The sequence below is a fragment of the Burkholderia sp. JKS000303 genome (assembly GCF_002563755.1).
In the GTDB taxonomy this organism is placed as follows: Bacteria; Pseudomonadota; Gammaproteobacteria; order Burkholderiales; family Burkholderiaceae; genus Burkholderia; species Burkholderia anthina_B.
On the sequence record NZ_PDBZ01000001.1, the window covers coordinates 4232978 to 4257567 of the forward strand.

General features: G+C 68.2%; 23 protein-coding genes. 10 read left to right on the plus strand and 13 right to left on the minus strand.

Annotated features, from left to right (window positions below; all coding sequences use genetic code 11):
- Positions 1-33: 33 nt before the first annotated feature.
- Genes BX604_RS39910 through BX604_RS19855 form a run of 3 tightly spaced genes read right to left on the minus strand, consistent with a single transcriptional unit; the run spans position 34 to position 3896 of the window.
- Positions 34-1932 (minus strand): dipeptide ABC transporter ATP-binding protein, encoded by a 1899-nt coding sequence (locus BX604_RS39910; RefSeq protein WP_098552297.1) that lies wholly within the window; start codon positions 1930-1932, stop codon positions 34-36.
- Positions 1933-1959: 27 nt separating this feature from the next.
- Positions 1960-2955, minus strand: coding sequence for an isoaspartyl peptidase/L-asparaginase family protein (locus BX604_RS19850; RefSeq protein ID WP_098552298.1), 996 nt, complete (start codon positions 2953-2955; stop codon positions 1960-1962).
- Positions 2952-3896 (minus strand): MurR/RpiR family transcriptional regulator, encoded by a 945-nt coding sequence (locus BX604_RS19855; RefSeq protein ID WP_098552299.1) that lies wholly within the window; start codon positions 3894-3896, stop codon positions 2952-2954. The genes BX604_RS19850 and BX604_RS19855 overlap by 4 nt, the downstream gene beginning before the upstream one ends.
- A gap of 450 nt (positions 3897-4346) precedes the next feature.
- On the opposite strand from BX604_RS19855, the gene BX604_RS19860 reads away from it, so the two are divergent.
- The 5 genes from BX604_RS19860 (at position 4347) to BX604_RS19875 (ending at position 10199) form a co-directional block, all read left to right on the plus strand.
- Positions 4347-5618 (plus strand): MFS transporter, encoded by a 1272-nt coding sequence (locus tag BX604_RS19860; protein WP_098552300.1) that lies wholly within the window; start codon positions 4347-4349, stop codon positions 5616-5618.
- A 27-nt stretch (positions 5619-5645) separates the two neighbouring features.
- Positions 5646-8066, plus strand: a complete 2421-nt coding sequence (locus tag BX604_RS19865; RefSeq protein WP_098552301.1) for a glycoside hydrolase family 31 protein — start codon at positions 5646-5648, stop codon at positions 8064-8066.
- Between the two features lie 113 nt (positions 8067-8179).
- On the plus strand, positions 8180-9367 hold the full coding sequence (locus tag BX604_RS19870) for a porin (RefSeq protein ID WP_098552974.1): 1188 nt from the start codon (positions 8180-8182) through the stop codon (positions 9365-9367).
- 293 nt (positions 9368-9660) lie between these two features.
- Positions 9661-9891 (plus strand): hypothetical protein, encoded by a 231-nt coding sequence (locus BX604_RS38455; protein ID WP_143748063.1) that lies wholly within the window; start codon positions 9661-9663, stop codon positions 9889-9891.
- Positions 9888-10199 (plus strand): hypothetical protein, encoded by a 312-nt coding sequence (locus BX604_RS19875; RefSeq protein ID WP_098552302.1) that lies wholly within the window; start codon positions 9888-9890, stop codon positions 10197-10199. Before BX604_RS38455 ends, BX604_RS19875 begins: the two co-directional genes overlap by 4 nt.
- Before the next feature lie 86 nt (positions 10200-10285).
- Here the strand turns inward: BX604_RS19875 and BX604_RS19880 are convergent, their stop codons facing one another.
- Entirely contained in the window at positions 10286-11134 is an 849-nt protein-coding gene (locus BX604_RS19880; protein WP_098552303.1) for a class I SAM-dependent methyltransferase, read from the minus strand.
- A 151-nt stretch (positions 11135-11285) separates the two neighbouring features.
- On the opposite strand from BX604_RS19880, the gene BX604_RS19885 reads away from it, so the two are divergent.
- The 3 genes from BX604_RS19885 (at position 11286) to BX604_RS19895 (ending at position 14633) form a co-directional block, all read left to right on the plus strand.
- Positions 11286-12749, plus strand: a complete 1464-nt coding sequence (locus tag BX604_RS19885) for a metallophosphoesterase family protein (protein WP_098552304.1) — start codon at positions 11286-11288, stop codon at positions 12747-12749.
- 56 nt (positions 12750-12805) lie between these two features.
- Complete coding sequence (locus BX604_RS19890; RefSeq protein ID WP_373562419.1) at positions 12806-14260, plus strand: cytochrome-c peroxidase; 1455 nt, start codon at positions 12806-12808, stop codon at positions 14258-14260.
- 97 nt (positions 14261-14357) lie between these two features.
- Positions 14358-14633 carry a hypothetical protein gene (locus BX604_RS19895; RefSeq protein ID WP_098552305.1) on the plus strand — a complete coding sequence of 92 codons (276 nt, stop codon included), beginning with the start codon at positions 14358-14360 and terminating at the stop codon, positions 14631-14633.
- A 144-nt stretch (positions 14634-14777) separates the two neighbouring features.
- Here the strand turns inward: BX604_RS19895 and BX604_RS19900 are convergent, their stop codons facing one another.
- The gene (locus BX604_RS19900; protein WP_179894828.1) at positions 14778-16256 is read right to left on the minus strand and encodes an aminotransferase-like domain-containing protein; all 1479 of its coding nucleotides are present in this window, start codon (positions 16254-16256) and stop codon (positions 14778-14780) included.
- Between the two features lie 203 nt (positions 16257-16459).
- On the opposite strand from BX604_RS19900, the gene BX604_RS19905 reads away from it, so the two are divergent.
- Complete coding sequence (locus BX604_RS19905; protein ID WP_098552307.1) at positions 16460-16810, plus strand: hypothetical protein; 351 nt, start codon at positions 16460-16462, stop codon at positions 16808-16810.
- 152 nt (positions 16811-16962) lie between these two features.
- On the opposite strand, the gene BX604_RS19910 is transcribed toward BX604_RS19905, so the two are convergent.
- From BX604_RS19910 to gtdA, 8 genes are all read right to left on the minus strand, one after another.
- Positions 16963-17385 carry a DUF6691 family protein gene (locus BX604_RS19910; protein WP_098552308.1) on the minus strand — a complete coding sequence of 141 codons (423 nt, stop codon included), beginning with the start codon at positions 17383-17385 and terminating at the stop codon, positions 16963-16965.
- 1 nt (position 17386) lies between these two features.
- Positions 17387-17821, minus strand: coding sequence for a YeeE/YedE family protein (locus BX604_RS19915; protein WP_098552309.1), 435 nt, complete (start codon positions 17819-17821; stop codon positions 17387-17389).
- A complete protein-coding gene (locus BX604_RS19920) occupies positions 17811-18164 on the minus strand; it encodes an ArsR/SmtB family transcription factor (RefSeq protein ID WP_098552310.1) in 354 nt (117 codons plus the stop codon). Before BX604_RS19920 ends, BX604_RS19915 begins: the two co-directional genes overlap by 11 nt.
- Positions 18165-18282: 118 nt before the next feature.
- Positions 18283-19641: an MFS transporter gene (locus tag BX604_RS19925; protein ID WP_098552311.1), complete on the minus strand. Its 1359-nt coding sequence runs from the start codon at positions 19639-19641 to the stop codon at positions 18283-18285.
- Between the two features lie 78 nt (positions 19642-19719).
- On the minus strand, positions 19720-20928 hold the full coding sequence (locus BX604_RS19930) for a 3-hydroxybenzoate 6-monooxygenase (RefSeq protein ID WP_098552312.1): 1209 nt from the start codon (positions 20926-20928) through the stop codon (positions 19720-19722).
- Between the two features lie 19 nt (positions 20929-20947).
- Positions 20948-21589, minus strand: coding sequence for a maleylacetoacetate isomerase (maiA, locus tag BX604_RS19935; RefSeq protein WP_098552313.1), 642 nt, complete (start codon positions 21587-21589; stop codon positions 20948-20950).
- A 34-nt stretch (positions 21590-21623) separates the two neighbouring features.
- Positions 21624-22322: a fumarylacetoacetate hydrolase family protein gene (locus BX604_RS19940; RefSeq protein WP_098552314.1), complete on the minus strand. Its 699-nt coding sequence runs from the start codon at positions 22320-22322 to the stop codon at positions 21624-21626.
- Positions 22323-22412: 90 nt separating this feature from the next.
- Positions 22413-23459 (minus strand): gentisate 1,2-dioxygenase, encoded by a 1047-nt coding sequence (gene gtdA / locus BX604_RS19945; protein ID WP_098552315.1) that lies wholly within the window; start codon positions 23457-23459, stop codon positions 22413-22415.
- 164 nt (positions 23460-23623) lie between these two features.
- Here gtdA and BX604_RS19950 point away from each other — a divergent pair, with 164 nt between their 5' ends.
- Positions 23624-24568 (plus strand): LysR substrate-binding domain-containing protein, encoded by a 945-nt coding sequence (locus tag BX604_RS19950; protein WP_098552316.1) that lies wholly within the window; start codon positions 23624-23626, stop codon positions 24566-24568.
- Positions 24569-24590: the final 22 nt, after the last annotated feature.

The window sequence follows — 24590 nt, forward strand, 5'->3', positions numbered from 1 at the left end:
GCGCGACACGACGGGTCCGGCGTTACCCGGTGCTCAATACGCACCGCCGACGCGATGCGTGGCGACGTAGTGATCGGGGCCGACCGCGACGAGCGGCGCGACGGTCGGCTCGTCGCCCACCGCGCGGATCGGGCTCGGAATCTCGTCCGCCGCGAGCTGGCGCGGTGCGTGCCGGCGAGCGGGGTCGGCCACCGGCACCGCGCTCATCAGCTTCTTCGTGTACGGATGCTGCGGCGCTTCGAACACCGCGCGGCGCGGGCCGATCTCGACGATCTGGCCGAGATACATCACCGCGACGCGATGGCTGATGCGCTCGACCACGGCCATGTCGTGCGAGATGAACAGATACGCGACGCCAAGCTCGCGCTGCAGGTCGAGCATCAGGTTGACGATCTGCGCCTGCACCGACACGTCGAGCGCGGACACCGATTCGTCGGCGATCACGACCTTCGGATTCAGCGCGAGCGCGCGGGCAATCGCGATCCGCTGGCGCTGGCCGCCCGAGAATTCGTGCGGATAGCGGCGCGCGGCCTCCGGCGGCAGGCCGACCTTCTCCAGCAGCCAGTCGACACGCGCCTGCGCTTCGCGGCCGCTCGCGACGCCATGCACCAGCAGCGGCTCCATGATCGAGAACCCGACGGTCAGGCGCGGGTTCAACGACGCAAACGGATCCTGGAAGATGAACTGGATGTTCCGGCGCAACGCTTGCAGATCGGCGCCCTTCAGCGCGCTGATGTCGCGGCCGTCGAACTCGATCGAGCCGCTCTGCGATTCGACGAGGCGCAGCAGCGAGCGGCCGGTCGTCGACTTGCCGCAGCCCGATTCGCCGACGAGCGCGAGCGTCTCGCCCGCGCGCAACTCGAAGCTCACGCGCTCGACCGCATGCACGTACTGCGACACGCGGCCGAACACGCCGCTCTTCACCGGAAACCGCGTGACGAGATCGCGCACGCGCAGGATCGGCGGCGCGGCCGGATCGACGTGCGGCTGCGCAGCGGCGTCGTTCGCAGCCGGTGCAGGTGCGACCGCGTTCGTGCCGTCCACCTTCAGCAGCGGGAATTTCTCGGGCGCGTCGGTGCCCTGCATCGAGCCGAGCCGCGGCACGGCCGCGAGCAGCGCGCGCGTGTAGCGATGCGCAGGCGCCGCGAAGAGCCGGTCGGACTCGCCTTCCTCGACCTTCTCGCCGCGATACATCACGAGCACGCGGTCGGCCACTTCGGCGACCACGCCCATGTCGTGCGTGATGAAGATCACGCCCATGTTCATTTCGTCCTGCAGCCCGCGAATCAGTTGCAGGATCTGCGCCTGGATCGTCACGTCGAGCGCGGTCGTCGGTTCGTCGGCAATCAGCAGCGCGGGCCGGCACGACAGCGCCATCGCGATCATCACGCGCTGGCGCATCCCGCCGGACAACTGGTGCGGATAGCGCGCGAACACGCGGCGCGCTTCCGGGATGCGCACGAGGTCGAGCAGCCGCAATGCTTCGGCGCGCGCTTGGGTCGCGCTCTTCGACTGGTGCAGCGCGATCGCCTCGCTGATCTGGTCGCCGACCGTAAACACCGGGTTCAGCGACGTCATCGGCTCCTGGAAAATCATCGCGACGTCCGCGCCGCGAATGCCGCGCATCGCCGCCGCGCTCGCCTGCGCGAGGTCGACGAGCGCGCCGCCGCGGCGACGCAGTGCGATGCGCCCGCTCGTGATCTCGCCACCGCCGTGCTCGACGAGCCGCATCAGCGCGAGCGACGTGACCGACTTGCCCGAGCCCGATTCGCCGACGATCGCGAGCGTCTCGCCGCGATCGACGTGAAACGACACGTTACGCACCGCATCGAACGTCGCGCCTTCGCGGCGGAACATCACCGACAGGTCGTCGACGGCAACGACGCGCTGCTCGGGCAGCACCAGTCCGGACGGGTTACGGCTCGAAGTCATGCGAAGGTCTCCTCGTGCGATCCGCAATCAGGCCGCATCGTCGCGGTAGATGCCGACCACGGGCGTCTCGCCGACGCGCGCGTAGCCGCGATACATCCCTTCCGTGTTGAACGGCAGCGCGACGTTGCCGTGCGCATCGACCGCGATGATCCCGCCGCGGCCGGCCAGGCGCGGCAGCTTGTTCATCACGACGTCGTGCGCGGCGTCGGCGAGCGACGCGCCGCGATACGCGATCTGCGCGGCCACGTCATGCGCGGTCGCGAGCCGGATGAACATCTCGCCGGTGCCCGTCGCGGATACCGCGCAGGTCGCGTCGTCCGCGTAGCAGCCCGCGCCGATGATCGGCGAATCGCCGACGCGCCCGGGCTGCTTGTTCGTGATGCCGCCCGTCGACGTCGCCGCCGCGACATGGCCGTGCATGTCGCACGCGACCGCGCCGACCGTGCCGTGCTTGCGGTCCGGATCGAGCGGCTCGGCCGGTTGTGCAGCCCCAGCCCCGCCGAACGTAAAACTCGCCGCGTCGTGGTCGAGCATCGTGCCGGCTGCCGCACGCGCCTTCACCCACTGCGCGTGCCGCGCTTCGGTATCGAAGTAGCCGGGTTCGACGACGTCGAGCCCCTGCGCAGCCGCGAACGCGTCGGCGCCCGCGCCGGCGAACAGCACGTGCTCGCTCGCCTCCATCACGCGCCGCGCGGCGAGCACCGGGTTGCGCACGCGCGTCGCGCAGCAGATCGCGCCGGCCGCGAGCGTCGCGCCGTCCATCACGGCCGCGTCGAGTTCGTGCTTGCCTTCGGCCGTGTACACGGCGCCGCGCCCGGCGTTGAACAGCGGACAGTCCTCGAGCATCCGCACCGCGACGGTGACGGCGTCGAGCGCGCTGCCGCCGTCGGCGAGCACCTTCTGCGCGGCCTCCAGGATTGCGGTCAGCTCGGCGCGGTACTGGCGTTCGGTGTCGGTATCCATTGCATCGCGCAGGATCGTGCCTGCACCGCCGTGAATCGCGACGATCGCGGGTGAAGTCATGATTTTTTCGGACCAGTGGAAGAAGGTTTGGCGGCCGGTTGCGCCGCTTGAGGCTGAATCAGCCAGGGCAACAGGAATTCGGTCATTTCGGCGGCCGACTTCGCGGAACGGTGCGTGCGCAGCGCGACCGCGTCGATCAGCGCCTCGATCATCGTCAGCACGGCCGCCTCCGACGTCGCCGCGAAACGCCGCTCGGCCTTCACGTACAGCTTCAGCGACGCGATCGGCGCCAGCGGCGAATCGGGCCCGTCGGTGATGCCGAGTACCCGCGCGCCGCGTGCGGCTGCCCGGCGTGCGAGTTCGATCGTGTCCTTCACGTAGCGTGGAAACGCGAGCGCGATCACGAGATCGCGCGAGTCGGCCGTATACAGGCGCCGCGCCGCGTGCGACGGGCCGCCCAGCAGCGCGAGCGACTGCACGTTGTCGTGGCACACCGACAGCCCGTGTTCCATCAGCCCGGTGAGAAACGCACTCGAACCTGCGCCGAGAATCAGCACGCGCCGCGCGCCGACGATCGCCTCGACGACCGCTTCGACGTCGCTCGCATCCAGCTGCGCACGCGTGTTCTCGATGTTCGCGACAGCCTGGTCGAACACCGCGTCGATCCACGCGGCGCCACGCACGCCCGACTCCTGCTCCTGCGCGGAACGCAGCCGCTCGACCGGGCCGAGCGTCGCCTCGAAGCCGCGCACGAGCGCTGCGCGCATCGCCGGATAGCCGTCGAAGCCGAGCGCTTTCGCAAAGCGATTCGCGGTCGCGACCGAAGCATTCACCGCTTGCGCGAGTTCGTCGATGCGCATCGTCGCCGCGCGAAACGGGTTCGCGAGCACGAACTCGCCCATGCGACGGTGGATCGGGGTCATCAACGGCATCGCCGACGCGATGCGCTCGGCGATCGCGGGTTCATCCTGACTGGCATCGTGCGGAACGAGAGGCGTCATGCGAAGGGTCGTTGCAAGGTAGATGAAAATCAATTTACACAATCTGTCGCAAGGAAAAAAATAAATTTTCATCAGGGTTGTCACGCCCCTGCGGCGCGCGCTTCACGTCGTTCTATCGCGTCAACCTCGCCCGCGCCCGCCCTGCGGGCATTCCGCACGTGCTCCCCGGCCACCGTCTCGCACCCGGTTTTCACCTGTCCATCGGGAAAACCCCAAACAAGTTCGTTCGAATACAGATTCACGTTGACCAGATTCGAATTCGAACATAGGATGTTCGAAAATGATCAGTCGTCAGATAACATCCGCTTTCAATCGCTTCGAAATGTTCGAGTGAACGCCGATATTTTGCCAAAAATCTGACGAATTGGCGCCCAACAAGATCGGACATCGTACAAACAAGCCGGCACAAGCGACCGTGAACGGCCGGCTTGCCCGGATCAGGAGACAGCAGTGAAAACAGTCAAGGCGTTGCGCTGGTGGATCATCGTGCTGGTATGTCTCGGCACGATCCTCAACTACCTCGCACGAAATTCCCTGTCGGTGCTCGCACCGGAGCTGAAGCAGGTGTTCGCGATCTCGACGCAGCAGTATTCGTACATCGTCGGCGCGTTCCAGATCGGCTACACGATCATGCAGCCGGTGTGCGGGTTCGTCGTCGACCTGATCGGGCTGCGGCTCGGTTTCGCGCTGTTCGCGATGCTGTGGTCGGTGGTCGGCGTCGCGCACGGCTTTGCGTCCGGCTGGCTGTCGCTCGGCGTGCTGCGCGGCTTTCTCGGGCTGTTCGAGGCCGCCGCGATTCCGGCCGGAATGAAGGCGGTCGCCGAATGGTTTCCCGATCGCGAGAAATCCGTCGCGGTCGGCTATTTCAACGCCGGCACGTCGCTCGGCGCCGCGATCGCGCCGCCGCTCGTCGTCTTCCTGTCGATGCGCTTCGGCTGGCAATCCGCGTTCATGGCAACCGGCGCGCTGGGCTTCGTGTGGGCCGCGCTGTGGTACACGCAATACCGGTCGCCGGCCGACCATCCGCGCATCACGTCGCAGGAGCGCGCGCTGATCAGCGAAGGCCAGGCCACGATGCCGGCCGTATCGAAGCGCCGCATTCGCGACGTCGTCACCGCGCGCCGCTTCTGGGCAATCGCGCTGCCCCGCTTCTTCGCGGAACCCGCGTGGCAAACCTTCAGCTTCTGGATTCCGCTGTACCTCGCGACCGAGCGCCACATGGCGCTCACGCAGATCGCGATCTTCGCGTGGATGCCGTTTCTCGCGGCCGACCTCGGCGGCATCGCCGGCGGCTACCTGTCGCCTTACCTCGCAAGACGGTTCAAGCTGCCGCTCGTGTGGTCGCGTGTCGCCGGTGTCGCGCTCGGCGCGGTGCTGATGATCGGGCCGGCGGCGATCGGGATCGTGTCGTCGCCGTACATGGCCATCGCGCTGTTCTGCGTCGGCGGCTTCGCGCACCAGATGATCTCCGCGCTCGTCAACACGCTGTCGGCCGACGTGTTCGATCCCGAGGAAGTCGGCACCGCGAGCGGCTTCGCCGGGATGGCCGCGTGGATCGGCGGCCTCGGTTTCTCGCTGATGGTCGGCGCCCTCGCCGACAAGATCGGCTACGCGCCGCTGTTCGCCTGCCTCGGCCTGTTCGACATCATCGGCGTCACGCTGCTCGCGGTGCTGATCCGCGGACAGTCGAAGCAGGAACGCCTGCTCGCCCAGCACGCCTGACCTTCGCCCTTACCAGGAATCGCCTTCATGACTTCGCTTCTTCATCCGCCCGTGTTCCGCATCGCCGCCCGTCATGCGAACCGTGTGCTGCTCGCGTCCGAGGCGGGCGCGACGCTCGAGCTCTTCGTGCTCGAGGACGACATCGTGCGCGTACGCGTGCTACCCGACGCGACGCCGCGCAACCCGCGCACGTGGACGATCGCGCCGGGCCTCGACGACGTGCCGCTCGACGGCCGCGATCGCCTCGACCTGAGCGGCTTCACGCTGCCGGCCTACGACCTCGTCGAAGACGACGACACCCTGCGCATCGAAACCGCGCAGATCCGCGTCGACGTGAAGCTGCAAGGCGGCCACTGCACGTGGTCGATGCGCGGCGCCGACGGCGCGTGGCGCGTGGTGCTCGCCGACCGCGCGACGCAGGCGTACAACTTCGGCTGGTGGGACGAGCGCGCGTATCACTACGTCGCACGCGAGCGCGGCGACAAGGTGTTTGGCCTCGGCGAGCGCGCGGGCGAGCTCGACCGCACCGGAGCACGCTTCGAGATGCGCAACATCGACGCGATGGGCTACAGCGCGAAGCACACGGATCCGCTCTACAAGCACATCCCGTTCTACGTCACGTGGTCGCCCGATGCGTGCCAGGGCTTCGGGTTGTTCTACGACACGCTGTCGGACTGCTCGTTCGACATGGGCCGCGAGCTCGACAATTACCACGGCCTGTATCGCTATTTCGTCGCCGAGCACGGCGATCTCGACTACTACTTCATCGCGTCGCCCGACACGCCGCTCGCGGCCGCACGACGCTTCACGTGGCTCACCGGGCGGCCGGCGCGCACGCCGAAATGGGGCCTCGGCTATTCGGGTTCGACGATGAGCTACACCGATGCGCCGGATGCGCAGCAGCAGATGAACCAGTTCGTCGAGCAGTGCGACGCGCACGACATCCTGTGCGACTCGTTCCACCTGTCGTCGGGCTATACGTCGATCGGCGCGAAGCGCTACGTGTTCAACTGGAACCGCGAGAAATTTCCCGACGCGAAGGGTTTCGTGAAGCACTACCGCGATCACGGCATCCGGCTGTGCGCGAACATCAAGCCGTGCCTGTTGCGCGACCACCCTGCTTTCGACGATGCGGCGAAACGCGGGCTGCTAATCCGCTCGGCGTCCGGCGAGCCGGCGTGGGTGCAGTTCTGGGACGAAGTCGGCGCGTATATCGACTTCACGCAACCGGACGCCTACCGCTGGTGGCGCGAGCAGGTCACGTCGGCCCTGCTTGACTACGGGATCGAGTCAACGTGGAACGACAACAACGAATACGAGATCTGGTCGCCCGACGCGATCGCGCACGGCTTCGGCCAGCCGTTCCCGGCGCGCGAGGCGAAGGTGCTGCAGACGATGCTGATGATGCGTGCGTCGCGCGAAGCGCAGCGCGCGCATGCGCCGGCGCAGCGGCCGTTCCTCGTGTCGCGCTCCGGCGGCGCCGGCATGCAGCGCTACGTGCAGACCTGGTCCGGCGACAACTACACGTCGTGGGAAACGCTGCGCTACAACCTGAAGATGGGCCTCGGGCTCGCGCTGTCGGGCGTGTCGAACATCGGTCACGACATCGGCGGCTTCTCCGGCCCCGCGCCGTCGCCCGAGCTGCTGTTGCGCTGGGTGCAGTTCGGCATCTTCATGCCGCGCTTCAGCATCCATTCGTGGAACGACGACGGCACCGTCAATGAGCCGTGGATGTATCCGGAGATCACCGCGCAGATCGCGTCGCTGATCAAGCAGCGCTACCGGCTGCTGCCGTATCTCTATCACCTGCTGTGGCTGTCGACCACGCGCTACGAACCCGTGCTGCGGCCGACCTTCGGCGACTTCCCCGGCGACGCGCGCTGCTACGACGAATGCGACGACATGATGCTCGGCGACGCGCTGCTGGTCGCGCCGGTGGTCGACCCGGGCCACACGGAGCGCACGGTCTACCTGCCGTCCGGCGCGCGCTGGCTGTGCTGCGTAAGCGCGCAGTCGTTCGACGGCGGCGCGAGCGTCACGCTGCCGGCGCCGCTCGACACGCCGGTGATGCTGTTGCGCGAAGGCCGCGTGCTGCCGCTGAACGTCGCCGAACAACGGTTCGGCGCGCGCGCCGACACGCGCGGCTTCATCGTCGCGCCGCGCGTCGAGGACGGCGTCGCCCACGGCGAATGCGTCGAGGACGACGGCGAAACGGAAAGCTGGCGCGACGGCGAATACGGGCTGTGGCGTATCGAGACCGGACGCGAGGCGTCGGGCGTACTCGGCGTATCGGTGCGCTGGGATGGCCGCATGAGCCGCCCCGCCGAGCACGTCGAGATCCTGTTGCCGGCGTCGCTGCAAGGCGAGCTCGCCGTGCGCGGCGCACGCGTCGAGCACGATGCACCCGACGGCGCATGGCGGCGCATCGTCGTCGCACTCGCCGACTGACCGCGCGCATCGCACCCTGACCCGGCGGGCCGTTCGCGCGGCCCGCCACCCACCACAGAGGAGGCCTCGCAACCTCCCGCCCCGTTGAAGAGACTTGGAGATCGACAATGAAATTGAAAGCACCGCGTAACCGCTATGCAATCCTTATTTTCTCGGCCGCATCGCTCGGCACGTCCGCCGCGCATGCGCAAAGCAGCGTGACGCTGTACGGCGTGGTCGACGATTCGCTCGCCTATGTGAACAACCAGCAAGGCCATTCGAACATCTACATGCGCGACGGCAACCTGTATGCGTCGAAGTTCGGGCTGCGCGGCGACGAGGATCTCGGTGGCGGCACGCACGCGATCTTCGATCTGCAGTCGGGTTTCAACCTGAACACGGGCGCACAGTCGGCCGCCGGCACGATCTTCAACCGCGAGGCGTTCGTCGGGCTGCGCAACGACCATTACGGCACGGTGACGGCCGGCCGCCAGTACACGCCGTACTTCCTGCTGGTCGGCCCGTACGCGTCGAGCAGCTGGCTGACCGGCGCGACGGGCGCGCACCCGGGCGACATCGACGGCCTCGACACGACGACCCGCGTGAACAACTCCGTCACCTATACGTCGCCGACCTTCTCCGGGCTGACCGCGAGCGCGATGTACGCGTTCGGCGGCATCGCCGGCGCGACCGGCAAGGGCAACACGTTCAGCGCCGCGCTGCGCTATGCGAACGGGCCGGTCGGGATCGCGGCCGGCTACCTGCGCATCAACAGCTCGGGCTCGTCGGCGGGCTTCCTGAACCCGGCGACCGCCGCGTCGGGCAGCTTCGCCGTGTCCGTGCTGAACCAGGGCTACCTGACCGCCAAGGCCGTCGAACAGGTCGCGGCTGCCGGCAATTACACGCTCGGCAACCTGACGATGGGCCTGAACTACTCGAACGTGAAGTACCTGCCCGGCAACGGCTCCGCGTTCACCGACACCGCCGTGTTCAACACCTACGGCGCGCTTGCCGCGTATCGTTTCACGCCGGCGTTCTCGGTGGCCGGCGCGCTCTCGTACACGCTCGCGTCGAAGGCGAACGGCGTGTCGGATGCGGCACGCTACCAGCAGTATTCGCTGAAGGAGTCGTACAGCCTGTCGAAACGCACGACGCTCTACGCGCTGCAGGCGTACACGCATTCGAGCGGGCAGACGCTCGGCGCGCAAGGCACCGGCCAGATCGTCGATGCGGCGCCGATCGTCGGCGATTCGCAGCAGCTCACGCCGTCGACCACGCACGGCCAGTTCGTCGGCATGGCCGGGATCGCCGTGACGTTCTGAACGGGGGCGGCCACGCGCTGCCCGCCATTCGCCCCGGACGATGCGCATTCCCGCGCACCGTCCGGGTGCGTCGCCTCTTCCCTATCCCCGCTTCCGTTGCCGGCCGCTCGCGCACCGCGCGGATCGCGCGGCGCTCGCACTTGCTCCCGAACATTTACAATCCGTCAGGTTGATCCCTGCACGACCCTTCGTGCAATCCTGACACCGCGGCACGCGCCGTATCAGGGTCCGGCGCGCGGCACGCGTGGCCGGACGGCGTCGCGCCGCGTTGTGCCCACACCTGGATGCCCGTCATGCCGGAATCCCGTCGCCTGTCCCGAACCGCGTTCGAGCCGTCGGCCGTCCTGATGGCGCTTGCCGTCACCATGTTCGTCGTATTTCTGGTGCCGATGGTGGCGAACGGACTGGGCAACCGCCGAGCGGGCGAGCCGCGTACCGGCGCACGAGACAAGGACCGAATGAACAGCCACATCGCCCTCACCCCGTCGCGCGAATACGCGACGATCGACGGAGCCGCGCAATGAGCGGGTTCCTCCACCATCGCGCCGGCGACCTCGTCGCGCTCATCACGCTCGCCGTGCTTTACCTCGGCGGCGCCGGCGTCGCGCTCTGGCGGATCCGCGCTGCCGCGTCGCGCGGCAAGCTCTACTGGATCGCCTGCATCGCGCTGCTGGCCGGCGGCGCGATCGCGATGACCGTCAACCTGTCGCCAATGCCGAACAGCGGCGAAATGTCGTCGGGCTTCGCGCTCGGCGTCGAGGCGGTGCTGCTCGGGCTGGTGCTCGTTGCGGCGGGCTGCGCGTGGCTCATGCTGCGTGCAAGGCGTGGCTGAAGGCAATTCTTGACGCGTGCGGCTTCATCGCCGGCCAACCGCAGCGCGCATGGCGAACGTCGGCTCGCCAACCCTCTCCCCTTGCGTCACGCAGACGGCACACGCGCCGTGACAAGCCAGCACGCCGCATCGAAACGCACGTCCGTACCTTGCACGTAGCGCTCGAACGCGGCGCGCACCGTATCGGCCACGCGCCGCCGCGTCGCGTCATCCGCCTGTTGCAGCGCAAGTCCGACCGGCCCCATTCGCGCGATGTAGTCGTCCAGCGCACGCACCGGCAACGCGCACGCCATATCGAGCGGCTCGATCTCGACGTCGGCCCAGCCGCTGTCCGACAACACCGACGCGATCCGCTGCCGGTCGCCGAACGCGAATTGCCCCGGCGCACCGGGCTGCCGCGCCGGCAGGTTCGGCAGCAAGGGCGCCGCGGCGCGCTCGGCCGTCGTCATGAACGGATTGTCCGCGGCGCTGCGCCATGCGATGAATCGCAGTTGCGCGTTCTCGCGTGCCGCGTGGCGCAGGTTCGCGAATGCGCGCACCGGATCGTCGAAGAACATCACGCCGAAACGCGACACGATCAGGTCGAAACGATCGCGCGCAAATGCATGCGTCTGCGCATCGGCGCACATGAAGCCTGCGCGGACACCTTCGCGTTCCGCGCGATCCTGCGCAGCGGCGATCATCCGCGCCGAGATGTCGATACCCGTACAGTGCGCGTGCTCGCCAAGCCTGCGGGCGATCGCGCGCGTCACCGCCCCCGTGCCGCAGCCGACGTCGAGCACGCTGCGCGCGGACGATGCCGCCGCGGCATCCGCGAGCAGCGTCTCGAACGGTTCGAACATCCGGTCGAGCGACGTCCGTGCGTCGACCCATGCAAGCCCCGACGGGCCATTCCATAGCGCGGACTGCGCTTCGTTGGGCTGGTGCGTTTCCATCGTCGATTCCCCTTCGCGTGCCGCGTTGATCGTGAGCCTGACTATGCGACTTCAAGACGGCTTGAAGTCAAGCGCGCTCGCGACACACCTCGCTTTCATATTTATTACATTTGCGCTGCGTATCGTTGACGGCTTTCCCACGGTGCCACCCATGCGACGACTCCTCTCGCGCGCGCTGTTCGTGCGCTGCGCTCCGCTTGCCGCGCTCGCGGCGCTGTCCGCGTGTTCGAATCGCATCGATACGCCCGCCGATCCGGCCAGTGCCGCGATCAACGTCCAGGCCGCGTGGGTCGAGATTGGCGATGCGAACCAGGCGATCGCGCGCGTGATCACGAACTACAGTCCGGCTTCCGCGAGCGATCCGCTGTGTCCGCAACTGTCCGTCGACGGCAAGCTGTCGCGCATGACGCTGCGCGCCGGCACCGCGACCGTCGCGCAACGACCGACCGCGAGCGATCCGGCCGACTCCAAACCGTCGAGCTTCCCGGTATCGGTCTGCGAAGCGACATTGCCGGCCGACGCGCAAACGGCGAGCGTGGCGGGCCGTGTGCTGCCGCTGCCGAAAGCGCAGCCGCAGCGCATCGCGATCATCGCCGATACCGGCTGCCGGATGAAGAAGGCCGACAACGCATGGCAGGCGTGCAACGACGCAACGGTCTGGCCGTTCGACACGATCGCGGCGAGCGTCGCGAAGCTGTCGCCGGATCTGGTGCTGCACGTCGGCGACTATCACTACCGCGAGAACGCGTGCCCGCCCGACATCGCCGGCTGCAAGGACAGCCCGTGGGGCTATGGCTGGGATACGTGGCAGGCCGACCTGTTCCGCCCGGCCGCGCCGCTGTTCGCGAAAGCGCCGTGGGTGGTCGTGCGCGGCAACCACGAGGAATGCGCGCGGGCTGGCCAGGGCTGGTATCGCTTCCTCGATCCGCGCCCGTATTCGACGGCCCGTTCGTGCGACGATCCTGCCCACGACGACGACGCGAACTACTCGGAACCGTATGCGGTGTCGCTCGGCGGCGGCACGCAGGTGATCGTGTTCGATACCGCGAAGGTCGGCCGCAATCCGCTGAAGACGACCGACGCGCAATTCCGCCTCTACCAGAAGCAGTTCCAGACGGTGGCGTCGCTCGCGTCGAAGGCCGGCATGACGACGACGATCTTCACGAACCATCACCCGATCCTCGCGTTCGCGCCGATCGCCGGCAGCACGCCCGCGCCGGGCAATCTCGCGCTGCAGTCGGTGATGTCGAGCCTGAACGCGCAGGCGTACTATCCGCCCGGCATCCACGTCGCGCTGCACGGGCACGTACACGACTTCCAGGCGATCAATTTCTCGTCCGGGCATCCGGCGACGATCGTGTCCGGCAACGGCGGCGACAACCTCGATGTCGCGCTGCCCGACCCGTTCCCGGCCGACCTGACGCCCGCGCCCGGCGCGGTGATCGAACGGCTGTCGCACAACAACAGCTTCGGTTTCCTGATCATGGAGCGGCGCGCGGCACCGGCAACGGGCTGGGTGTTCCATGCCTATTCGGCGGCCGGCAAGCTGCTCGCATCGTGCAACCAGTCCGGCACGACGCTCGCCTGCGACAAGACGGGGTTCATCGCGCCGTGAGCGATGGCGTTCGAGTCAACCTCGGTTTGGTGGGTTCGGGCAGTCGTGCCCGGGAAATGGCCGGGTCGCTGATGCTGCGGATTTCGGTAGCGGCTTGTGCCGCGCTTCCTGTATCGCATTCGACTTCCGTTCCTTCACGTGCATGCCGGACGGTACGCGGATTCGCCGCGCCCCTGCTCGCCGGGGTAGCGCTCGCGGCTCACGCCGCCCCTTCCGAAACGACGCTGCTGCCCGGCGCGCCGCCGTCGCGCATCGTCGCCACGATCGGCAACGGCACGCCGCAGGTGACGGGCAAGATCGACGCGGCGACCGCGCACTTCGCGCCCGATCCGACGCTCGTCGCGCTTGGCCGCCGGATCTTCTTCGATCCGCGGCTGTCCGAGCCGCGCGGCATGTCGTGTGCGGGCTGCCACGATCCGGGCCGTGCGTTCGCGCCGACGCTGTCGGCGGCATCGCTCGCGGGGCCCGGCGTGCCGGAAGGCAGCCGCCACGGCCGCTTCAGCCAGCGCAACGCGCCGTCTCTGCTCTACGTGCGCTACGTGCCGCGCCGCCACTTCTACCAGGACGACGACGCGCCGGCGCCGTCGCCGTTTGGCGGACTGTTCGGCGACGGTCGCGCGGACACGCTTGCCGAGCAGATCCGCGGGCCGCTGTTCGATCCGAACGAGATGAACAACCGGTCGCCGGCCGCGCTGCTGCGCAAGGTCGACGCCACCGAACTCGCACCCGATCTCGCCGCGCGCTTCGGCGCGTCGGTGCGACGCGATCCCGGGCAACTGGTGCGCGCCTTGGGCTCGGCCGTCGAAGCCTACCTGCAGAGCGACGAAATGGCGCCGTTCACGTCGCGCTTCGACGCGTTCCTGCGCACACGCAAGCCGCTCGCGCCGGCCGAGATGCGCGGCCTGGCGCTGTTCCGGAATCCGGACAAGGGCAACTGCATGAGCTGCCATACGCTGTCGGAGACGTCGAGCCGGCCGGAGCGCTCGCTGTTCACCGATTTCGGCTACGACGCGATCGCGGTGCCGCGCAACCGCGCGTTGCCCGCGAACCGCGATCCGCGCCACTTCGACAACGGGCTGTGCGATACCGCCACGCGGCTGCGCTGGCCGGAACCGACGCAATGGTGCGGCTACCTGCGCACGCCGGGGCTGCGCAACGTCGCGGTCAAGCAGACGTTCATGCACAACGGCGTGTTCACGACGCTGCGCGACGCGGTCGCGTTCTACAACACGCGCTCGACCGACCCGGGCTACTGGTATCACGGCGCCACGACCTTCGACGACGTGCCGGCCGCCTATCGCGGCAACATCAACGTCAATTCGACGCCGATGAACCGCCGGCCGGGCACGCCGCCCGCACTGACCGACGCGGAAATCGACGACATCGTCGCGTTCCTCGGCGCGCTCACCGATGCGCGCTACGTGAATCTTGCCGCCCCCGCTGCCCCCGCCGTACCCGGCGCCCGAACCGCCGGACCGCCGGCCGCCCGAGCCACCGCGCCGGTGCGCTGACCCTGGCCGAACGGCCAGGCGCATGCGCGCCCGCTTGCGGCCGCCTCACATACTGGTTATATTTACAGTACTGTATTTATGAACAGTGAGGTGCGCGATGGAACATCTGGTCCGTATCGTCAACGACACCGATCGCCAAGTGCTGGCCTGGCTGCGTGCGCAGGTCGGCGACACCCGCGTCGAACGCGCGGCACGCCAGCTCGGGCATACCCGCAAACCGTTTCCGTCCGCGGTGTGCCGGTATCTGGGCATGAGCGCGCCGGCCACGCTGCGTCAGGCGGAACGGCCGCGTGTCGCACGCGACTTCTCGGTCGGCGATCGTTACCTGTCGTTGATCCGCCAGCACCTCGCCGCGCATACGGTCGGGCGATGAAAGCGCCGAAATCGTATCGCCGGTGCGGCGTCATGCCGCCGCAAGCCGACGTGGAAACGTCATGCCGGATCGGCCGGATCGCGCATCCGCTACACCGGCCGCGCCCGGGCGCCCCGTCGCCGGCCCGGTTGCCGGCCAGCCCGGTTACGCGGCCGCATCGCGTATCAACTGGCCGAGCGTTTCGATTGCCGCTTCATGCGCGGTGTCGAGCACACGCGTGCAGGCAAGCCGGATATACGCGTCAAAGCGATCGGAATTCGAAAAGATCGAGCCCGGCGCAATTCTTACTCCACGCGCCAGCGCAGCGTCGAACAGCGCTTCGGAATGTACGCCGTCCGGCAGCGCGATCCACAGCAGCATGCCGCCCGGCGGCCGGTTCATTCGCGTGCCGGCCGGAAAATGGCGTGCGATCGCGTCGATCGTCAAGTCGCGCTGCACGCGAAGCTGCTCGCGAAACCGGTGCAGGTGACGATCGAACGCGCCCGAGCCGACGAATTCGGCCGCGACAGCCTGCAGCAGCGCGGCGTTGTGCCGGCTGTGCGCGAACTTGAGCATCTTCACGCGTGCGTGCCAGCGCCCTGCGCTCATCCAGCCGAGCCGCATCCCGGGCGCCAGCACCTTGTTGAACGACGGGCAGTAGATCACGGTGCCGTCGCGGTCCCATGCCTTCACGGGCTTCACCGCGTGCGGCGCTTCGACGAGTTCGCGATACGGCTCGTCCTCGATCACGGCCACGCCGCGGCGCGAGCACAGTGCAACCAGCGCGGCCTTGCGGTCGTCCGGCATCACGCTGCCGAGCGGGTTTTGCAGGTTCGGCACGACGACCACGGCCCGGATGTCCGGATACGCGGCGAGCGCCACATCGAGCGCCTCGATCGACAAGCCGGTGGTCGGGCTGGCCGGAATCTCGAGCGCGCGCAGGCCGAGGCTTTCGAGCAACTGGATCAGGCCGAAGAAAGCCGGCGATTCGATCGCGATCGTGTCGCCGGGGCGCGCCACCGCGCGCAGCGCGAGATTCACCGCATCGACCCCGCCGCTCGTCGACATCACGTCGTCCGGTGACACGGTCACACCGTACGACACCGCGCGTTTGGCCATCGTCTGCCTGAATTCGGGCGAACCGCCGACGGGCCCCGCGTCGGTCAGCAACGTCGGCTTGCGCCGCAGTAGCCGGATCGCGAGCGTCTGCAGGCGCTCGGCCGGATACAGCGTCGCCTGCGCGGATGCGCCGCCGAGGTTCAGCGCATCGGGCGCCGCATTCGCGCGATCGATCACGCGCGACACGCGTTCGTGCAGGCCCGCGAACGGCGGCTCGACGCTCAGCGGCGGTCCGTCGCTTTCCGGCAGCGTGTCGAGCGCGGCCGCCGCGCGCCGCCGCACGAAATAGCCCGAGCGCGGCCTGGCTTCGCACCAGCCCGCATCCTCGAGCCGCCGGAACGCCTGGATCGCGGTCGACAAACTCACGCCGTGTTGCGCCATGAACGCGCGCACCGACGGCATCCGGTCGCCAGGCGACAGCGTACCGGCCGCGATGATGCGGCGGTAATGCTCGGCGAGCCGTTCGTAAAGCGGCTCGCCGGACAGCGGCAAAGGCGTGCGTGACAAGTCGGTGATGGGCGTCATGCGGGCCATCGTGCCCGCGCGCGCGGAGGCTCGCCAGATACAGATCTGGGGCAAACCCACCGATACAGCGATGCAAAATCACCGGCTGCACCGCAACAGATTCCCGTCCCCTGAATCTGTCCTGCTCGCATGCGTTTCCCTAACCTGAAGGCACGCTGTCGCCTCGCCGTCGCGAGGCTGCGCAATCGGGAAAAGGACTCGCCATGCGGACGCAGGACATCCGGCTCGACGCCGGGCAAAGCCACTTTGCGTGGTTCGACAAGGGTAGTCAGGTCATCGTGCTGGACGGCGCACTCGCGGTCACGCTGCGTCACGGCGGGCTCGACTGGCTGCCCGACGCGCCGCAATACGTTCGCCGCGTGCTCGAAGAAGGCGAATGCCTGACGATCGAGACGGGCGGTCACGTGGCGCTGTCGTCCAGCAGCGCCGGGCCGGCCGGCGCGACCGTCGTGGAACCTGCGGGCGGGCGCGGCGTGTTTGCCGGGTGGCGCGTGGTTTTACGCCGGTTGGTCGTACTGGTATTCGGCGACCGGAATGTGCGCGAGCCGTCCTGACGCGGCGGCTCGTGCCGCGGCGGGGGGCGCGGAAGTCGCGGAGGTTGCCAGACAACGATCGCATCGCCCCCACCTGACGATGACCGTGATGCGGCCGAACGCCCGCGCACGTTCGATCAATTCAACCACCGCAGCCCGAAGCGCGCTCCCGCTCAACGCACCTTCCGCCGACGCTCGATCCATTCGAACAACGCCATCCCCACCAGCATCGCGGCAACGAACGCGATGCCCTTCACCGACCCGAACCCGATCGACACGATCGCGGGCCCCGGGCAGAACCCCGCGAGTCCCCAGCCGATGCCGAACACGGCGCTGCCGACGACGAGCCGCACGGTAATCGTCCGCGCGGCCGGCCACTGCATCGGCAGGCCGAGCCATGAGCGCGTCCGGCGTTTCGCCCACGCGAACGCGAACCCGGCGACGCCGATCGCGCCGGCCATCACGAATACGAGCGACGGGTCCCAGCGGCCAGCCAGGTCGAGAAAACCGAGCACCTTCTGCGGATTGGCCATCCCGGACACGATGAGCCCGGCGCCGAACAGCAGCCCCGCCAGAAACGCGAATCCTGCCTGCATGTCAGCCTCCGAGCACGTGCCGCCGCACGAATACGGTCGCGAAGCCCGCGACCATGAAAACCGCCGTCGCGACGATCGATCGAGACGCACCCCGCGACAGCCCGCAGACCCCGTGCCCGCTCGTACACCCGCCCGCATACCGCGTGCCGATTCCCACGAGCAGGCCGGCCGCCAGCAGTTCGCCCCAGCCGGCATCGATCTGCAGCGTCACGCCCGCACCGGCAATGCGCATCGCCAGCGGCGCGGCAATCAAGCCGGCGACGAACGCGGCGCGCCAGTCGCGCTCCGCGGCGCCGGCCGTGAACAGCCCGCCGACGATGCCGCTGATCCCGGCAATGCGCCCGTTGAACGCGACGAGCCACGCAGCCGCGAGCCCGATCAGCACGCCGCCGGCCAGCGACAGCCACGGCGTGAAATGAAGCGCATCAAGCTGCATCGCGCGCCCCCTGCGCGGCCGGGCCGCAGAACTGCTCGTACAGCACGCTCATCACCGCGATCGCGGCCGCGCTGTCGAGCGAATAGTGGATGTTCTTGCCGTCGCGGCGCGTGCGGACCAGCGCGTTGTCCCGCAATACGCCGAGTTGCTGCGACAGCGTCGGCTGACGGATATCCAGCCGCGTCTCGAGATCGCTCACGCAGCGCTCGCCCTGCGACAGTTCGCACAGCAGCATCAGCCGGTCCGGATTCGACAGCACCTTGAGCAGCGCGCATGCCGATTCTGCTGCCGCGCGCATCTGTTCGGGCGCGGGCAGCAGCCCGGCCGATGGATCGGTGTTCATGGAGGGCAAAGATCAACGATTGATGAATAAATATTATATCAATTTATATATCGTTGTTCCACCCTGCCGCCGGTGCCGCCCGAACGCACCCGCAGCCCAAACTCCGCCCTATCCGTCGCTACGCCTGCTCGCCGGCAACCGCATCGGCCGTCGCCTGCCCAGCCCCCGCCCGCTGCACACCGAGCACGAGCACCGCGACCCCGGCGATCACGCAAGGCACGGCGACACAGGCAAACGCGGTCGGCAACGGCAACCCCATCGCGAGCATCGCGCCGCCCGCCATCGAACCGACGACCGATCCGCTGCGGCCGATCCCGTTTGCCCAGCTCACGCCCGTGGTGCGGCATTCGGTCGGATAGAACGCGGCCGACAGCGCATTCGCGCCGACCTGCGAGCCCGACACGCAGAAGCCGGCCGCGAACACGGCCAGCGCGGCCCCTCCCGGCGACGCGGCCAGCACGCCGATCGCCGCGACGAACACCCCGGCGCCCGCATAGCTGCATGCCAGCACGCGATGCGGATCGAAGCGGTCCATCAGCCAGCCGAGCACGATCGCGCCGAGCGTGCCGCCGACCTGGAACATCGCGGTCACGCGGGCGGCCATCTGCAGCGTCGCGCCGGTCGTGCGCAACAGCGTCGGCAGCCAGCTCGACAGCAGGTAGATGACGAGCAGGCTCATGAAGAACGTGAGCCACAGCAGCAGCGTGCCGCGCAGCAGGTCGGTGCTGAACAGCCGGCCGAGCGGCGAACCGGCCGGCTTGCCGCTCGGCGCGATGAACGATGCATGCGCGAGATGCGGGTCCGGCGCGATGCGGGTCAGCATCGCCATGATCCGCTCGCGCGCCGCGCCGGTGTTGACGAGATAGCGCACCGATTCCGGCAGCCGCCATGCCAGCACCGGCAGAAGCAGCAGCGGCGCGGCACCGCCGACGACGAGCACCGCGCGCCAGCCGTCACGCTCGATCAGCGCCGCAGCCGCCAGCCCGCCAAGCGCGGAGCCGATCGTGAAGCCGCAGAACATCGTCGTCACGAGCAGCGAGCGCCGCCGTGCGGGACAGTATTCGGATGTCAGCGTGATCGCGTTCGGCATCGCGCCGCCGAGCCCGAGGCCCGTCACGAAGCGCCATGCGATCAGTTCGGTCAAACCGCCCGCGCTCGCCGACGCGGCACTTGCGATACCGAAGCACGCGACACAAGCGAGCAGCAGGCGCTTGCGGCCGAACCGGTCGCCGAACGGCCCGAACGCGAGCGCGCCGGCCATCAGCCCGGCGAGGCCCGCACCGAATACCGGCGCGAGCTGCGCGGGCGACAGCCCCCATTCCGCTCGAATGACGGGGGCGATGAATCCGATCGATGCCGTGTCGAAACCGTCGATCGCGACGATCAGGAAGCACAGCGCGACGATCGCGGCCTGAAACGGCGCAACGCGATGCCGGTCGATCCACTCGCTGACGTCGATGGACAGCGTATCGGCCATGATGGTGTCTCCTCCATGAAGGCGGTCGCGCGTGATGTCGTTGGAATGCGTGCCGCCGGATTCGGGCTGAAGCGCGCGTCAGGCGACGGACTTCAGGCAATCCTCCGCACGCCAGCCGTGCAGCCAGTCGAGCGAGTCGTAGAACTGCGCCTGCGTGCGTCCGACCCACAGCGCATTACGCACCTGCCGCTCGACACCCTTCGCGTGATAGATCCGCCCCATCTCGCGCGCCGAATACAGCACGCGCGCGGTGCGCGGAATCCGTGCACGCTCGTACAGCGCGAACGCGGCCTCGAAATCGCCGTCGGTCTGCGCGACGGCCGCACCGAGCGTCACCGCATCCTCGAGCGCCTGGCACGCGCCCTGCGCGATGTATTGCGTCATCGGATGCGCGGCGTCGCCGAGCACCGTCGCACGCCCCACGCTCCAGCGTTCGACCGGATCGCGGTCAGCGGTCGCCCAGCGCTTCCACGACGTCGGCCGGTCAAGCATCTGCTTGGGCAGCGGATGAATGCCGTCGAAGTACGACAGCACCTCTTCCTTGCTGCCCTCGCGCACGCCCCAGGTTTCCTGCTCGCGGCTGTGAAACGTGACGACGAGGTTGTATTGCCGCCCGCCGCGCAGCGGATAGTGGACGAGATGGCAATGCGGGCCGGCCCACACGACCGGCGCGTTGATCTGCAGATCCTTCGGCATGTTCTCGACGTCGACGACCGCGCGGTACACGACGTGTCCCGTCACGCGATGCTCATCGCCGATCAGCGCATGACGAATCGCGGACTTCACGCCGTCGCAGCCGATCACCGCATCGGCGCGATAACGCTCGCCGTGCTGGTCGGTCACCGTCACGCCATGGGCATCCTGCTCGAACGCGCACACCTGCGTGCTGGTCCGGAACTCGATCAGCGGATGATCCTTGACCGCTTCATAGATCGACAGGTGAATATCCGCGCGATGGATCACCGCATACGGGTTGCCGAAGCGTTCGCGATACGCGGCGCCCGTGTCGATGCGCGCGACTTCCCGCGCATCGATGGCATCCATCAGTTGCAGCCAGTCGGTAAACACCGCCCGGCTGCGCGCGGCCTCGCCGACGCCCAGCGCGTCCAGCGCGTTGAACGCATTCGCGGCGAGCTGGATGCCCGCACCGATTTCGCCGATTTGCTCGGCCTGCTCGAGCAGCTTCACGCGAATGCCCTGGCGCGCGAGCGCCAGCGCCGTCGCGAGCCCGCCGATGCCGCCGCCGATCACGAGCACGCGTCGGCCCGGGTTGTTGTTCTCGCCCATGTCTGTCTCCTTCTTCGTGTTACGCGACGTAGTCCGGCTGCCGCTGCGGCTGCGCCGCGTCGAACGCCGGCTCGTGCCGCGCGTGTTCATATATCGCGAGGCTGCGCGGATACGCGCTCAGGTCGCAGTCCATCCGCAGCGCGTTCGCAATCTGCGGTACGAGGCACACGTCGGCGAGCGTCGGCGCAGCGCCGAAACACCACGGGCCGGTGTCCGCGCGCGAGAGCAGCCGTTCGACGCCGGCCATCCCTTCCGCGACCCAGTGCCGATACCACGCGCTCTTCTGCTGCGGCGTGACCTTCAGTTCGGTATCGAGGTAGCGCAGCACGCGCAGGTTGTTGACCGGATGGATGTCGCACGCGATCAGCGCCGCGAGTTCCAGCACGCGCGCGCGGCGCGGCGGTTCGAGCGGAATGAGCCGCGGCTCCGGATGAAGCTGGTCGAGGTAGTCGATGATCGCGAGCGACTGGCCGAGACGGAAATCGCCGTCGACCAGAGCGGGCACCGACGCCGACGGATTCACCTGCGCGACGTAGCCGGCCTCGCGATGTTCGCCCGTGCGGATGTTCACGGGCAGCGTGTCGTACGACAGCCCTTTCAGCGCGAGTGCGATACGCACCCGATAGGATGTCGAACTGTTGAAAAAACTATGCAGTTGCACGATGGGACCTTTCGAGGAAATCGACGAACGCGCGTCAGACCACACGCACGGTCAGCTCGCCGAGACGCTCGACGCCGACCTTCATCTCGTCGCCCTTGACCACCGCGCCGACGCCTTCGGGCGTGCCGGTGAAGATCACGTCGCCCGGTTCGAGGCGGAAGAATTTCGACAGGTCGGCGACCGTTTCCGCGACCGACCAGATCAGGTGCGACACGTCGCTCTTCTGCTTCGTCGTGCCGTTGACGGTCAGCCACAGGCCGGCCTGCTCGAAATGGCCGGCTTCGCTCGCCGGATGCACGGGCCCGATCGGCGCGGAGCGGTCGAACGCCTTGCCGATTTCCCACGGCCGGCCCATCTCGCGCATCTTCATCTGCAGGTCGCGGCGCGTCATGTCGAGACCGACCGCATAGCCCCACACGTGCTCGAGTGCCTGCTCGAGCGGAATGTCCGAACCGCCCTTGCCGATCACCGCGACCAGCTCGGCTTCGTAGTGGTAGTTCTGCGTCTGCGACGGATACGCGAGTTCGAGCGTTTCGCCGTACGCGACCGGCACGATCGAATCGGCCGGCTTGCAGAAGAAGAACGGCGGTTCGCGATCGGGATCGAAGCCCATTTCGCGTGCATGGGCGGCATAGTTGCGGCCGACGCAGTACACGCGGCGGACGGCGAAACAGGCGTCGCTACCGGCGACGGGAAGCGCCACCGGCGCTTCGGGCGGGAAAACGTAAGTCATGAACGGCTCCAGCGTAGGCATGAATGAAGGAATGCGCGCCGCCCGTGCGGCGCACCAGACGAATCGGAACGAACGGGAACAGCCGCGGCGTCAGTCGCGCGCTTCGCGCAGCAGGTTCAGCGCGGACAGCACGGGCCGGTCGGAATAGCTGAACAGCACGCTGTCGGACGACGCCGACAGCCGCACCGGCGCCCACGACGGCGCGACGAAGATGTCGTGCGGCGCGAACGCGAACGCGTCGTCGCCGATGTGCGCGGTGCCGCTGCCTTCGACGACGCAGTAGATCGTCGCGTCGGTGCTGCGATACGCGCGGCCATCGAAACCGGCCGGCAGGAACTGCATGAAGGTGGCGATCGTCGGCATCGGCCAGCCGCCCGTCGCAGGGTTCACGTAGCGCAGCTTCACGCCGTCCCACGCGTCGAGTTCGCCGTTGCGGTACAGCGCATCGAGCGCCTCGCGGGTGCGCGCATACGGGTAGCTGAATATCGGCGACGTCGGATCGCTCGCGCGATGCCGCACCGGCACCATGTTGTGACCGAAGCGCGCGAAGCTGTCGCCTTCCGCGCGGCTGACGGGCTGCTCGGCTTGCGGGTAGTTCTCCGCGAAACCGGCGTCGAGGTGGCGGACCAGCGGGATGTCGAGACCGTCGAGCCATACCACCGGCTCGCCGCCGTCTTCCACGGACGGATTGCCGTGGTCGTGCCAGGCCCACGACGGCGTGATGATGAAGTCGCCCGGATGCATCGTCGTGCGCTCGCCGTTCACCGCGGTCCACGCGCCCTTGCCTTCGACGATGAAGCGCAGCGCCGACTGCGTATGCCGGTGACTCGGCGCGATCTCGCCCGGCAGGATCAGCTGCAGGCCCGCGTACAGGCTCGGCGTCATGCTCGACTTGCCGGGCAGCCCCGGATTCTCCAGCACCAGCACGCGGCGCACGGCCTCTTCCGCGCTGATCACGTTGCCGGCCTGCATCACCAGGTCGCGCACCTGCGCGTACTTCCAGATCGCGGCTTGCGCGGCCGGCTGCGGCGTCTTCGGCACCAGGTTGTGCAGCGACTCCCACAGCGGCGCGAGGCGCTGCTCGGCGATCCGTGCGTAGTACTCGGCGCGCGTGGTATCGGGGTGTCGGCTGGTCATGATGTCTCCTTGAGGCGGCCGATCGCGGTCGGCGCGGTGTTCGGTCGAAGACCGCGTGCGGCGGCCCGTTGACGAATTTATATTCGACGCAGCCATACCCAGTAAAATGGCGAAATCATCTAATCCATATTGTTTTGGATATATCTTCCGATACGGAGCACGCGATGGACTGGACCTACCGGCTGCGATTGCGGCATCTGCAGGTGCTGCTGAGCCTGGCCAGCACGGGCAACCTGAGCCAGTCGGCGGCCGCGCTCGCGACCACGCAGCCCGCGCTGTCGAAGTGGCTGAAGGAGCTGGAGGAGGATGTCGGGCTGCCGCTGTTCGAGCGGCACGCGCGCGGCTTGCGGCCGACGCCGTACGGCGAAGCGCTGATCGAGCACGCGCGCCGCGTCGAGGCGCAACTCGACGTCGCGCGCGACGACATGGCCGCGCTGCGTGAAGGCGGCAGCGGCCTCGTGACGATCGGCACGTCGGGCGTCGCGGCCGCCGATACGGTGCCGCTCGCGGTGTCGCAGTTGCTGAAGCGGATGCCGCGCGCGCAGGTGCGGCTCGCCGAGAGCACGATGAACCAGCTGATGCCGCAGCTCGCGCGCGGCGAACTGGACATCGTGCTGGGCCGCTCAGGGTCCGCGTCCGTCGATCCGCATCTGCACGCCGAGGCGCTGTATGTCGATCCGGTGGTGTTCGTCGCGCGGCCCGATCACCCGCTCGTCGGCACGGCGTCCATCGGCTGGGACGAAGTGCTCGCGTACGCGTGGATCGTCTGGCCGCCCGGCACGCCGGTGCACAACGCGCTGCAGGTCGCGCTGACGGCCGCCGGCCGCGTGCAGCCGCCGCACTGCGTCGAATCGAATTCGTCGATCCTCAACCTCACGCTGCTGAACAACACCGATCTGCTGGGCGTCGCGTCGCATCGTGCCGCGCGGCGCTTCGAACAATTGAACGCGATCCGCATCCTGCCGATGCAGCTCGAGGGCCAGGGTGCGGTGTCGATGTACTGGCATCCGGACAGCGCGAACCGCGCGGCCGTCGCGGCCGCGATCGAATGCCTGCGCGCCTGTGCGGCGCCGCAGGTGGGCGGATGGGAGAAGGTGAAGGAGGAGTAAGCGGCGAAGCGGCCCGCCTGAA

What these genes read in the sequence shown, in the direction of transcription:
- BX604_RS39910 (WP_098552297.1), bottom strand. Translation starts at nt 1,932, where the DNA reads ATGACTTCGAGCCGTAACCCGTCCGGACTGGTGCTGCCCGAGCAGCGC.
- BX604_RS19850 (WP_098552298.1), bottom strand. Translation starts at nt 2,955, where the DNA reads ATGACTTCACCCGCGATCGTCGCGATTCACGGCGGTGCAGGCACGATC.
- BX604_RS19855 (WP_098552299.1), bottom strand. Translation starts at nt 3,896, where the DNA reads ATGACGCCTCTCGTTCCGCACGATGCCAGTCAGGATGAACCCGCGATC.
- BX604_RS19865 (WP_098552301.1), top strand. Translation starts at nt 5,646, where the DNA reads ATGACTTCGCTTCTTCATCCGCCCGTGTTCCGCATCGCCGCCCGTCAT.
- BX604_RS38455 (WP_143748063.1), top strand. Translation starts at nt 9,661, where the DNA reads ATGCCGGAATCCCGTCGCCTGTCCCGAACCGCGTTCGAGCCGTCGGCC.
- BX604_RS19875 (WP_098552302.1), top strand. Translation starts at nt 9,888, where the DNA reads ATGAGCGGGTTCCTCCACCATCGCGCCGGCGACCTCGTCGCGCTCATC.
- BX604_RS19880 (WP_098552303.1), bottom strand. Translation starts at nt 11,134, where the DNA reads ATGGAAACGCACCAGCCCAACGAAGCGCAGTCCGCGCTATGGAATGGC.
- BX604_RS19885 (WP_098552304.1), top strand. Translation starts at nt 11,286, where the DNA reads ATGCGACGACTCCTCTCGCGCGCGCTGTTCGTGCGCTGCGCTCCGCTT.
- BX604_RS19890 (WP_373562419.1), top strand. Translation starts at nt 12,806, where the DNA reads ATGGCCGGGTCGCTGATGCTGCGGATTTCGGTAGCGGCTTGTGCCGCG.
- BX604_RS19895 (WP_098552305.1), top strand. Translation starts at nt 14,358, where the DNA reads ATGGAACATCTGGTCCGTATCGTCAACGACACCGATCGCCAAGTGCTG.
- BX604_RS19900 (WP_179894828.1), bottom strand. Translation starts at nt 16,256, where the DNA reads ATGACGCCCATCACCGACTTGTCACGCACGCCTTTGCCGCTGTCCGGC.
- BX604_RS19905 (WP_098552307.1), top strand. Translation starts at nt 16,460, where the DNA reads ATGCGGACGCAGGACATCCGGCTCGACGCCGGGCAAAGCCACTTTGCG.
- BX604_RS19910 (WP_098552308.1), bottom strand. Translation starts at nt 17,385, where the DNA reads ATGCAGGCAGGATTCGCGTTTCTGGCGGGGCTGCTGTTCGGCGCCGGG.
- BX604_RS19915 (WP_098552309.1), bottom strand. Translation starts at nt 17,821, where the DNA reads ATGCAGCTTGATGCGCTTCATTTCACGCCGTGGCTGTCGCTGGCCGGC.
- BX604_RS19920 (WP_098552310.1), bottom strand. Translation starts at nt 18,164, where the DNA reads ATGAACACCGATCCATCGGCCGGGCTGCTGCCCGCGCCCGAACAGATG.
- BX604_RS19925 (WP_098552311.1), bottom strand. Translation starts at nt 19,641, where the DNA reads ATGGCCGATACGCTGTCCATCGACGTCAGCGAGTGGATCGACCGGCAT.
- BX604_RS19930 (WP_098552312.1), bottom strand. Translation starts at nt 20,928, where the DNA reads ATGGGCGAGAACAACAACCCGGGCCGACGCGTGCTCGTGATCGGCGGC.
- BX604_RS19940 (WP_098552314.1), bottom strand. Translation starts at nt 22,322, where the DNA reads ATGACTTACGTTTTCCCGCCCGAAGCGCCGGTGGCGCTTCCCGTCGCC.
- gtdA (WP_098552315.1), bottom strand. Translation starts at nt 23,459, where the DNA reads ATGACCAGCCGACACCCCGATACCACGCGCGCCGAGTACTACGCACGG.
- BX604_RS19950 (WP_098552316.1), top strand. Translation starts at nt 23,624, where the DNA reads ATGGACTGGACCTACCGGCTGCGATTGCGGCATCTGCAGGTGCTGCTG.